Raw genomic sequence first — 12967 nt, 5'->3', positions numbered from 1 at the left:
AATATTATGAGCCTTAATTTTCTGGATTTTGAACAGCCGATTGCTGAGTTAGAAGCAAAAATAGACTCGTTAACGACAGTAAATCGTCAGGATACCAAGCTAGATATTGACCTAGATGAAGAGGTTGCTAGACTTCGCGAAAAGAGTTTTGAGTTAACACTAAAAAATTTTTCTGATTTAGGTGCATGGCAAATAGCACAATTGGCTCGTCACCCGATGCGACCTTATACTCTGGATTATACTGGGCGTATTTTTACGCATTTCCAGGAGTTAGCTGGTGATCGTGCTTATGCTGATGATAAAGCTATTGTTGGTGGATTAGCTCGATTAGATGGGCGTCCAGTAATGGTTATTGGTCATCAGAAGGGTCGTGAAACAAAAGAAAAAATTCTGCGAAATTTTGGTATGCCAGCACCGGAAGGATACCGTAAGGCTTTACGATTAATGGAAATCGCTGAGCGTTTTAAGTTACCAATTATTACCTTTATCGATACTCCAGGAGCATATCCTGGTGTTGGGGCGGAGGAACGCGGTCAGTCTGAAGCGATTGCTCGTAATTTACGTGAAATGTCCCGGTTCTCTGTTCCTATTATCTGTACGGTAATAGGTGAGGGCGGCTCTGGTGGTGCATTAGCGATTGGCGTTGGAGATAAAGTTAATATGCTGCAGTACAGTACTTATTCTGTTATTTCCCCCGAGGGTTGTGCTTCTATTCTTTGGAAAAGTGCTGATAAAGCACCATTAGCTGCTGAAGCGATGGGGATCACTGCTTCACGTTTAAAATCACTTAATTTGATTGATAACATTGTTGAAGAGCCTTTGGGTGGCGCACATCGTAATTATGAGCAAATTGCGCATAATCTTAAACAGCGTATTTTAAAGGATTTGAGTGATATCGATTTATTTAGTCCTGAAGAGTTAAGAAATCGTCGTTATCAACGTTTAATGAAGTGTAGTTATTGCTAGGTTTTGCGCTTAATAAAATTGAAATAACTATTAATTCCATTTTATTATGAGTAGAAAATATAACAATAAATAATTACCTAGAGAGGTAGTAATAATACTTATGGTTATGGATGTTGATGAAGCTGCATTACTAAACCAAATTATAAAAAACATCGGCTCTAAACGCAGAATGTTGTTAGGGTTTAGTGGTGGACTAGATTCAACAGTTTTATTACATGCTCTAGTGTCATTACGTCAAACCATAGTGCCAAACCTTAACATACGTGCTGTTTATATTCATCATGGCCTTAATGATAATGCGGATGATTGGGCTATCCATTGCCGGAAAGTTTCTTTCGACTGGCAAGTAGAGTTTTACTTAAAGCATGTTTACATAGATCCAACTAAAAAAGGGATAGAAGCAGCGGCTAGGTATGCACGATATCAAGTGTTTCGTGAAATATTATTACAAGATGAAATTATTATTACTGCCCAACATTTAGATGATCAAGCAGAAACTTTTTTATTAGCATTAAAACGGGGGAGTGGGCCAACAGGTTTATCTGCTATGCCAACATCTATTCCTTTTGCTGATACCTATTTAATTAGACCTCTATTATCATTTAGACGTCAGCAATTAGTTGTTTATGCTAAAAAAAAAGAGCTGTCTTGGATAGAAGACTATAGTAATAAAGATCAGAACTATGATCGTAATTTTTTACGTTTAACCATAATGCCGCATTTTAACCGACGTTGGCCACATTTTGCGCTAGCAGTAGCAAGAAGTGCCAGTTTATGTGCGGAACAAGAAGCTTTACTAAGTGAATTACTACAAGATTATTTATCTCAGCTAATAACTGCTGAAGGAGCCTTACAGCTTGATACTTTATCAAGTTATTCAGAAATTAAACGTAATGCAATATTACGTCGTTGGTTGAGGTTACATCTTATTTTGATGCCTTCTCGTGTTCAATTAAAACATATTTGGCAAGATGTTATCTGTGCACGTCGAGATGCTGAGCCTAAATTTATATTAGATAATAATAATGTTATCCGGCGTTTTAAACAACAGCTTTGGTTGCTTCCACAATTTAAGGATCTAACTAAAATTTGTTTAGCGTGGCAGCTGCCTGCTACCATTAAACTGCCAGATAACTTAGGTGTGCTAATGATCACAGATAAAGGAATTGGATTTCGTGCTCCATTACCAAAAGAGAAGGTAACTATTAGATTTGGATTAAAAGGAAATATTAAAATTATTGGTCGCCAATACGCTAGACGGAGTAAAAAGCTTTGGCAGGAGTTAGGGATTGCGCCTTGGTTAAGGGAGAGAACGCCTTTGATTTATTACAATGATGAACTTATAGCGGCTGTTGGTGTATTTATTACTCAATCAGGTAAATGTATTCAAGGGCAACCAGAATTGAAAATAAAATGGATATCGTATAAAAACCCAGTATCTTACAAGTAAGGGTTATTATTGTATCTTTAGAAATAATCTTTCGCCACTGTTATTAAGTAGTGGTTATTTGCTTACTTTTAATATTTGTAATTATGCACATAATAGTAGCATACTTTTTCAACCAAAAAAAATCTTTATAATGCTGGTTAATATTTATTGCGAAAACTAATAAATAGTTTTAAATCTGGTTTAACTAGCTAAAATAATTAGCTTAAAATGACTTAATATTATTAGATTAAATCTATTTTATGAATAGATTTTTGAAAATTTAGTTAAATGATATATTAGATCTAGTAAATCCGGACAAAAATAACGATTAATGTAGCTTCAACCGGTATTTAAGAGGGTAATCTAGTATATCTCGGAGTTGAGTGTTAACCATTTACTAATAAATGTTAATTTATTCAGATTGGCGCTATTAAATTTGATAAATTGCTGATTTTAAAATTGGTCATATAAAATTACCAGTTATTTTTAGCTAGTATTTTGTTATTATTTGCTATGATTAGGATTAGTTAAGTTTGATTTTCAGCAAATCAACTATCTCAGCAAGATCAATAAATTCTTTTTCATTATAGCGGCGCTGTTTATATTCAACCTTGTTGTTATCTAAATTACGATCACCGATAACTATAATATGAGGTATTCCAATAAGTTCGATATCAGCAAACATCACACCAGGCCGTTCTTTGCGATCATCAAAAATTACATCAATACTATTTGCTTGTAAATCATAGTAAAGCTTTTCGGCTACTTCTTTGACACGATAGGATTTATACATATTTATTGGCAATATAGCAACTTGAAAAGGTGCAATCGCATCATGCCAAATAATTCCTTTATCATCATGGCTTTGTTCAATAGCAGCTGCTACAATCCTGGTGATACCAATACCATAACATCCCATCGTTACCGTTTGATTATGACCATCTTCATTTTTAATGCTGGCCTTCATTGCTTTAGAATATTTGGTTCCTAGTTGAAAAATATGACCAACTTCAATCCCACGTTTGATTTGTATAATTCCTTTGCCATCTGGGCTGGCATGTCCTTCGACGACATTGCGTAGATCATAAACGTCCGGTAATGGTAGATCCCGGTGCCAATTGATACCATCATATCGTTTATGATCAATATTTGCGCCTGCACTAAAATCACTCATCACAGCTACGCTGTGGTCAATAATTACCGGTATTGGCAAGTTAACTGGGCCTAATGAACTAGGGTCTACTTTCAATATGACACGTATTTCTTCTTCTGTTGCTAAACTCATGGGACTCTCGACCAGAGGATGTTTTTCTGCTTTGATCTTATTTAATTTGTGATCACCTCGGATCAATAAGGCAACAAACTGATGACCACTATCTTTTGTTGCACTTACAATTAAAGTTTTAACTGTTTTTTCCAGAGGTAAATTCTGTTGATCAACGAGATCAGCCCTTGTTTTTGCGTCATTGGTATCAATGAGATGCATATCTTCAGTTGGTGCAGCAAGTTCTTTCTTAATACAAATCGCTTCTGCTAGTTCAATATTGGCAGCATAATCTGAAGCTGTAGAAAAAACAATATTATCTTCACCACTATCAGCTAATACTTGAAATTCATGAGAAGCATTACCTCCAATAGAACCAGTATCTGCTTGAACTGCCCTAAAATTGAAGCCAATACGGTTAAATATTGTACTATATGCCTTATACATTGTATCGTAGGTTTTTTGTAGAGAGTTTTGGTCTGTGTGAAAAGAATAAGAGTCTTTCATAATAAATTCACGGGAGCGCATCACACCAAAACGTGGCCTTACTTCGTCACGAAATTTTGTTTTGATTTGATAAAGGTTCAAAGGCAGCTGTTTATAAGAAGTAACTTCGTTACGAATAAGATCGGTAATTACTTCTTCATGAGTAGGGCCCAACACAAAAGGGCGCTCGCTACGATCAACAAAACGAAGCAATTCTGGGCCATATTGCTCCCAGCGCCCACTTTCTTGCCATATATCAGCTGGCTGAACTATAGGCAAGGAAATTTCTATTGCCCCAACACGATTCATTTCTTCACGAATAATGTTTTCAACTTTGCGCAGTACACGGACACCGGTTGGTAGCCAGTCATATAGCCCTGAAGCAAGTTTACGGATCATGCCTGCCCGAAGCATCAGTTTATGACTGATAGCGTCAGCGTCAGCAGGAATTTCTTTTAAAGTAGAGAGAAGATATTGGCTTGTACGCATTATTAGCTTCCATGAACAAAGAATTACTTCTAGTTGGTATTAACCAAATATTAAAACAAAATTATCTTCTAGTATACCAGCGCCTTGCTAATATCTAAAGATATAACTTAATTGTTTAGTATATCTAAAGTAAGAACTACAGTTATATTTGCTGAAATCCGTAATTGAATGTTAAAATCAAGAAGATGAACAGCGTATATTTTTCTGTTTTATTGTGTAGCTAAGGCAAATTTTGTTAAGGATTCAGCTGATGAAAAATAAAAATTACCCTAATATGGCTAAATTTTTCTAATCAGCGAATAGCATCAGGATGATTATAAGGTGAAAATAGGCTAACTGTGGCAATAATCAGTTATGGCTGGTTGTTTGGGTAATGGTAAATTTTTTAAAAGGTAATTATATCAATCACCCCAATAACGTTAAATTTAACATTATTTATTGTATAACTTTTACAGCAGTATGATTAAGCTGCTCTTTTAAAAATAAGAGATAACGTACCAATACTGATTCTGGTGTAATAGATACTTCTAAGTATAAACCACTTATAATGGTCAATTTTCCATTTCTTTTATTAGTGGCTTCATCTAATATGATATAAATTTAATAATTATCAGTTTTTTCTTCTTTCTTCCGAATAATATCCACCGTAATTTTGATTAGATAACTATTTAATTGATCTTTTATACTATTCCCTGCTGCCTAAGGGTTAATAAACCTCTGCTGTATTAAAATAATAGTAATTTACTCATAGTTAGTTGTTGTTAATTTTATCAAACAAAAAATAAATTTATTTGAAATATATAATTACCATATAAAATATAAAGTATAAATCTATTTGTTTTTGAATATAGATTTAATTAATATTAAAAGATAGCAGCCAATAAATATGTCTACCGGAACTAATGCAAAGCGAATAAAGATGGCCTTTAACGTTAATGATAAAAACCATATAATATGATTTTATATCAGTTTAGCTACTCTTTTTTTTCTAACCATGCAGTATGAAAAGTCCCCTCCTTATCAATCCTTGTATAAGTGTGAGCACCAAAATAATCACGTTGTGCCTGAATTAAATTTGCTGGTAAAACAGCAGAGCGATAACTATCATAATAAGAAATTGCTGCCGTAAGCGTGGGTAATGGAATACCATTTTGTATACCAAAACAAACAATATCTCGTAATGATTGCTGATATTTGTCAGTAATATTCCTAAAATAAGGAGCTAACATTAAGTTTGCTAAAGATGGATTTTGGATATACGCATCGGTAATTTTTTGCAAAAATTGCGCCCGAATAATGCAACCAGCACGGAAAATTTTAGCTATTTCACCATAATTTAGTTGCCATTGATATTCATCTGATGCTGCTTTTAGTTGTTGAAAACCTTGAGCGTAGGAAACTATTTTCCCTAAATAAAGTGCACGATAAACTTTTTCAAAAAATTCCGACTTATCTCCTTTAAATGTGTTAACAACTGGTCCAGATAGGATTTTTGCTGCTGCTACTCGCTGCTCTTTTAAAAATGAGAGATAACGTACCAATACTGATTCTGTAATAAGTGTAATAGGTACTTCTAAGTCTAAAGCACTTTGAATGGTCCATTTTCCAGTTCCTTTATTAGCTGCTTTATCTAATATTACATCAATTAAATAATTATCAGTTTTTTCTTCTTTCTTCCGAAGAATATCAGCCGTAATTTTGATTAGATAACTACTTAATTCACCTTTATTCCATTCAGTAAAAATATCAGCTAATTCTTCATTATTTAATTTTAATGTATTTTTAAGTATTGAATAAACTTCAGCAATGAGCTGCATATCACCATACTCGATTCCATTATGTACCATTTTTATATAATGCCCTGCACCATCAGGACCAATATAGCTTACACATGGTTCACCATCGGCCTTAGCTGCAATTTTTTTAAATATAGGCGCCACCAAGTCATAAGCTTGTTTCTTTCCACCTGGCATGATAGATGGTCCTTTTAATGCACCTTCTTCACCACCAGAAAAGCCAGTTCCAATAAAGTGAAATCCTTGCGCTGAAAGTTCTTGATGACGTCTGATAGTATCCTTGAAATAAGTATTACCACCATCTATTAGGATATCACCCTTATTCAGATAAGGTGTCAAGGAGGTTATGGTTTTATCTGTAGCCTCACCAGCTTTTACCATTAATAAAATACGATGCGGTGTTTCTAATGAATCAACAAATTCTTTAATTGTATGACAAGGAATTAATTTTCTACCTTGATTTTCTGCTATCACTTCATCGGTTTTTTCTTTAGAACGATTAAAAATTGAAACAGAATAACCTCTGCTTTCAATATTGAGCGCTAAATTACGTCCCATAATCGCCATACCAACTACACCAATTTGTTGTTTTGACATAAAACCACCCTATTTGATAATTTATTGTCTACAGTTAACGAGTAAATATATTTTTACAGTTTGGTATATTAACTTACTATATGGTTTGTTGATAGTTATTCTATGTTTTTTTACAATACGATATTTAGGCTAAAAACTATTTTTTACCCTGGGTTATATTGAAATTTTTGTTCAAAGTGACCATTATTCTAATAGTCGGCATAAGCTGTCATATTATAAGGTAAAATAAATTTTATGGGATGGATCTTTGATCCTACGATGTGGGCTGGGCTTCTTACTCTTATTGTACTTGAAATTGTGCTTGGCATTGATAATTTAATTTTTATAGCTATATTAGCTGATAAATTACCGGCTAAATTACGTAACAAAGCAAGAATAACTGGTTTAACATGCGCACTATTCATACGTATTATTTTATTGTTTAGTCTTACTTTACTGGTTTCGTTAACCAATCCTATCATTAGCATTTGGGGTCACCTATTTAGTGTGCGGGATATTCTAATGCTCGTTGGTGGTCTTTTTTTGCTTTTTAAAGTAACTATGGAACTTAATGAACGGTTAGAAGGTAAATATGAACAATCTGGCAAACACCACCACAAAACGGCGAAATTTTGGACTGTAGTATTACTAATTATTGTATTAGATGCTATTTTTTCACTTGATTCAGTAATAACTGCCGTTGGTATGGTTGAACACATTGGTATGATGATCGCATCTGTTACTATTGCTATGATCTTGATGATCATTTCTAGTAAACTATTGACTATATTCATTAATACTCATCCAACTATTGTTATTCTCTGTCTCAGTTTTTTACTTATGATTGGTTTCAGCTTAGTGGCTGAAGGATTTGGTTATTTGATACCGAAAGGCTATTTATACGCTGTTATTGGGTTCTCTATTATGATCGAATCTTTTAATCAATTTGCATTATTTAACCGACGTCGTTTTTTAAAAGAAACTAAATCTCTACGAGAAATAACTGCTTGTGCAGCACTGCTAGTTTTAGATGGTCAACATGAACGTGCTGAATTAGATTATCTCACATCTGATTTTATCTATGATAATAAAGAAATACAAATGATAGTTCGTTTACTAGGATTCGCTAAACGTAATGTTAGTAGCATTATGACTTCTCGTCATGATGTTGAATATTTTGATATCAACAAGCCTGCAGATAAGCTACTTTCGCTGTTAGAAAAAACACCCCATACTCGTCTTGTTGTTACAGATGAATCGATAAGCTATGATCCTGTTGGGATTATACCCGTTATTGATATATTAAATCAACAATTAAAAAATCAACAACTTAACTTACATGAGCTAATTACTCAACCACTTATTTTTCATGAAGGGTTATCCCTACTTCGAGCATTAGAGCAATTTCGTAAAGCTCATACTCATTTTTCCTTTATTGTGGATGAATTTGGCTCTGTAGAAGGAATTGTTACTTTGACTGATATTATGGAAACTATTGCTGGTAATATGCCAATTAGTCAAGAAGAGGTGCATTCTCGCCATGATATTCAACAATTAGAGGATAGCTGTTGGATTGCTAATGGCTTTATGCCTTTAGCAGACTTGATCTTTTATGTGCCAATTATGCTTGATGAAAAACGTGAATATGAGACGATTGCCGGATTATTAATGGAACGTTTACAACGAATGCCTGTTATTGGTGAACATATTAAAATTGAAAATTGGATTTTTGAACCGTTAGAAGTCACCCGCCACCGCCTTAAAAAGGTATTGATTATCCCCCTCCCCTGCAACTAGCTAAAAATGATATTAAACCAGGTATTTGCTTAAAATAAATAATAAAATTTTTTGTTAATATTAATCTAACACTAATTTTTTGATTTAACTTATTTTTATAACTAACTATCTAGTGCTTTTCTAACTTGCAATTAAAATTCATTACTATGCAATTTTTCAAAATTCAGTTGATCCTGTAAAAATTTTACTTACCATATAATCTGTGAAGTAATTACTAATTTTAAAGTTTATTAATAAACTTATTATTATTGCGCTAATATCAACGCTAAATTTACTGTCATGGTTTATTTGCCAACCTGAACTAACATTAATAATTGATTCTAGCATCTATTATTAATACTACTTAATGTAGTGGTGTTACCTAGATAAAAGTTATAACTAATTAAATTAGCAAAATATCATAGAGTAATGATTAATGATATAATAACCTTTAATTTACTAAGACTATTTTACAGTATCGTATGATAAAATAGGTCTTAAACCTCAGTAACTTGCTGAGGTAACTGTTCTAGTTTTATGTTTTGGAAGAATTTTAAATTCATCGCAGTTACTTTTAAATATAAATAGATAATAAAAACGACGCTTATCAAGTAAAATAACTATAAAATAATTATATATTAGTCATGTTCAGGCCTAGACGTAAAAAACAGAATTAGTTAACATTAAAGTATTATTCCATTTTTATGGGAATTAGATCCTAATTATGTCTCAAGTATCTAAAAAAATTTTGGTAACCTGTGCGTTACCTTATGCTAACGGTTCAATACACATTGGACATATGTTAGAGCATATTCAGGCTGATATTTGGGTTCGTTATCAACGAATGCGCGGTAAACAGGTTTACTTTATTTGTGCGGATGATGCCCATGGTACACCAATTATGCTAAAAGCTCAGCAATTAGGTATATCTCCTGAGGAGATGATTAGTCAAGTAAATCAGGAACATCAACACGATCTTTCTGATTTTGCCATTAGTTATGATAACTACCATTCCACTCATAGTATTGAAAATAAAATATTATCTGAACAAATATATTTAACACTAAAAAATAATGGCTATGTTAAAAAAAAAATAATTTCGCAGCTTTATGATCCTAAAAAAGGTATGTTTCTACCTGATCGCTTTGTTAAAGGGATTTGCCCAAAATGCCAAGCTGCTGATCAATACGGTGATAATTGTGAGGTCTGTAGTGCTATTTATAACCCAACAGAACTTATCAATCCTCACTCTGTGATCTCTGGTGCAACGCCTGAAATGCGTGAAACAGAGCATTTTTTCTTTGATTTACCAGCATTTAGTTATATGTTGCAAACTTGGACGCGCTCAGGTGCTTTGCAACCACAAGTATCGAATAAAATACAAGAGTGGTTTGATGCTGGGTTACAGCAATGGGATATTACTCGTGATGCCCCTTACTTTGGTTTTGAAATTCCTAATGAGCATGGTAAATATTTTTACGTCTGGTTAGACGCACCAATTGGTTATATTGGTACATTCAAAAATCTATGTGATAAGCAGCCTAATATTGATTTCAATAGTTATTGGCACAAAGATTCTGCAGTAGACCTTTACCACTTTATCGGTAAAGATATTGTGTATTTTCATAGTTTATTTTGGCCAGCAATATTAGATGGTATTGGTTACCGTAAGCCTACTAATATTTTTGTTCACGGTTATATAACTGTTAATGGTGCAAAAATATCCAAATCACGAGGTACTTTCATTACCGCTCGCGCCTATTTAAATCAGTTGGATGCTGATTGTTTACGTTATTATTATGCCGCTAAGCTTTCTTCCAGTATTGATGATATAGATCTTAACTTAGAAGATTTTGTTCAACGGGTAAATAGCGACATCGTTAATAAAGTAGTCAACCTTGCGGCTCGCAATGTCGGATTTATTAATAAACGGTTTCATTGTAAGTTATCGTCACGTCTTGCAGATCCGCTACTTTACCAGCAATTTATTGCTGCAGCAGACAAAATTGGTCAGCAATTTTATCATCGTGAATACAATAAGGCGATTCGGGAAATTATGCTACTTGCCGATCTAGCTAATCGTTATATCGATGAGCAAGCCCCTTGGGTAGTTGCTAGACAAGAAGGTTGCGAACAAGATTTACATGATATCTGTTCTATGGGGATTAATTTATTTCGTGTGCTAATGACTTATTTAAAACCGATATTATCCGGCCTCACTGGCCGGACAGAAACTTTTTTAAATATTTCACTAAACTGGGATGAAATTAGCTATCCTTTGTTAAATCATGAAATTAAGCCGTTTAAAATATTATTCCAGCGAGTTGAAATAAACAATGTAACTTCTATGTTAGCTATTTAGCAAAAATATAACAGTACAAACTATGGCTAATCAACGAAACTCAGAAAATTATATCTATAATGTAATCAGCTTTGATAACTTTAATAAAGTATAGTTATGAGTGTTTTAAGTAAGCTGATTGATTCAAAGGCTTCGATAAGCTGCTTAATTTTTAAAAATTTGGTTTAGTATTTCCAAAGTAATGGGATTAGCCGCTGGTTTTGGTAACAAATATCTTTTTCTATTAAGTTCAGATGTTCGTGCTAAACCAGTTATGGAATTAAAATATATTAATACATTAAATAAAAATGGCTAATCCTAGTGACCTGACCATACCATACTAGCAAATGAATTAAGCTAATTATATTATTAGTCTGTTTTATTATAACTACTGGTATTATATTTTTTACAAAATATTCGTTATATTAGTTAGTAATCTTTACTCGCTTTTTTAGTTATTTATTTTGCCTAAGAATAGGAACCCTAATATCAACTTGACTTCCTTTTTTTCTGCTAGGTAGCAGAATTGGTATGTGGGTCTTGTTTAGGTTGTTAATAATCTAGATCACACTTATCTACTGGATATATTTTTGCTGTTATTTATTACTAAAAAATATGATATCTATATTTATTCTAATTAAAGTATGTATAATTAATTATTATTATAAATTTAGGCAACAAATTATCCCTATATTTTCTCTCGTGCATTATTAGTCCATTAATTATTATATTGTTGCCTAACATGGTATTGTATTCATCGTAAATCTAATTTTAATACCTAGGATAGTGATAAACAGTAGATAAATAAGATAATTATTAGTCAAAATACATAAAGTTGTTTATCGATTAGTGATGATAAGTAGGTTAGGATAATTTCCTATTATTTGCAGTGCAAAGTTGTAATGAAGTTTATTAAAGCTAAGTGAATCTAAGTAGTGGTTTATGAACTAGTTTTACAATAAATCTATTTCTTTTACTCTAACGTAATCATTGATTTATCCAATTTTAAAGCTCAGTGCGATATTATTTTCGCTAATTAATTAGCTCGTGAACTGGAAAATGTAAAACCTATATTTTATACTTTCGATATTCAGGTACAAATTGCAGGTTAAGGTTAACGTTTTAATATTTTATTATTAATAATAATTTTATATTATTTATGATGTTGACGCTAGGTATCGGCTTGCTACTTTAGGTTATTTTAGTAAAAAAAATTAACCATTGTTAAAAACCTTAGTAACCTATTGGAGAATAAATCAAGGTAAGAATTTTAGCTTTTATTATTCAATTTCTATTTTTAAAATTTTGCGGTTTTAAAATTTTCTTTAATTAATTGGGATAATTTTGTTTTTTTAGACCAAAATTTTGATAAATATGTCTTGCTTTAATAAATTACTTATAAAAGTCTGGTTTAGAGGTCAGTATTTAATAAATAAATATTTTACTCTTTCATAAAGATATTTTGATCAATCAAGTTACCTGAATAATATTAAAGTCTTTATTTTTAAAATACTTTTTCTTCTTATAAGAAGAAGATTTTCAAATATTTATTAATGAGTTAGTTGATATTTTAATATATGAGTTGTTAACTTTTGAATGCAAATTTATCAATAAATTATTAATAATTTACCGTGTATTTAAATAGTTAATCAATAAATTTTCTACCGTAAAATTATTAATTTTACTAATAAAATTAGCATATGATTTATTCTAAATACTAGACCAACACAAAAACAGCAGGTATAATGCATCTCACATTGGCCCCTTGGCTCAGTGGTTAGAGCAGGCGACTCATAATCGCTTGGTCGCTGGTTCAAATCCAGCAGGGGCCACCAAATGATTTT

Annotated in this window: 5 protein-coding genes, 1 tRNA gene and 1 pseudogene; 5 read left to right on the top strand and 2 right to left on the bottom strand. The window is 32.4% G+C overall.

Annotated features, from left to right (window positions below; translation table 11 throughout):
• Nucleotides 1-6: 6 nt before the first annotated feature.
• Entirely contained in the window at nucleotides 7-966 is a 960-nt protein-coding gene (accA, locus tag WBAF_RS00450) for an acetyl-CoA carboxylase carboxyl transferase subunit alpha (RefSeq protein ID WP_121463139.1), read from the top strand.
• A gap of 106 nt (nucleotides 967-1072) precedes the next feature.
• On the top strand, nucleotides 1073-2416 hold the full coding sequence (gene tilS / locus WBAF_RS00445; protein ID WP_121463457.1) for a tRNA lysidine(34) synthetase TilS: 1344 nt from the start codon (nucleotides 1073-1075) through the stop codon (nucleotides 2414-2416).
• 502 nt (nucleotides 2417-2918) lie between these two features.
• Here tilS and proS read toward each other — a convergent pair.
• Together proS and gnd are read right to left on the bottom strand one after the other, a co-directional pair.
• Nucleotides 2919-4634, bottom strand: a complete 1716-nt coding sequence (gene proS / locus WBAF_RS00440) for a proline--tRNA ligase (RefSeq protein ID WP_121463138.1) — start codon at nucleotides 4632-4634, stop codon at nucleotides 2919-2921.
• Between the two features lie 974 nt (nucleotides 4635-5608).
• Nucleotides 5609-7027: an NADP-dependent phosphogluconate dehydrogenase gene (gene gnd, locus WBAF_RS00435; RefSeq protein ID WP_121463137.1), complete on the bottom strand. Its 1419-nt coding sequence runs from the start codon at nucleotides 7025-7027 to the stop codon at nucleotides 5609-5611.
• A gap of 234 nt (nucleotides 7028-7261) precedes the next feature.
• On the opposite strand from gnd, the gene WBAF_RS00430 reads away from it, so the two are divergent.
• From WBAF_RS00430 to WBAF_RS00420, 3 genes and pseudogenes are all read left to right on the top strand, one after another.
• A complete protein-coding gene (locus WBAF_RS00430; RefSeq protein ID WP_121463136.1) occupies nucleotides 7262-8803 on the top strand; it encodes a TerC family protein in 1542 nt (513 codons plus the stop codon).
• A 703-nt stretch (nucleotides 8804-9506) separates the two neighbouring features.
• Nucleotides 9507-11106, top strand: a pseudogene (metG, locus tag WBAF_RS00425) (methionine--tRNA ligase); the annotation flags it as partial.
• A 1776-nt stretch (nucleotides 11107-12882) separates the two neighbouring features.
• A tRNA-Ile gene (locus tag WBAF_RS00420) sits at nucleotides 12883-12958 on the top strand.
• Nucleotides 12959-12967: the final 9 nt, after the last annotated feature.

It is taken from the genome of Arsenophonus endosymbiont of Aleurodicus dispersus, assembly GCF_900343015.1.
In the GTDB taxonomy this organism is placed as follows: Bacteria; Pseudomonadota; Gammaproteobacteria; order Enterobacterales; family Enterobacteriaceae; genus Arsenophonus.
The sequence above is the reverse complement of the archived record's forward strand: the minus strand, read 5'-3'. Positions and strand labels throughout refer to the sequence as shown.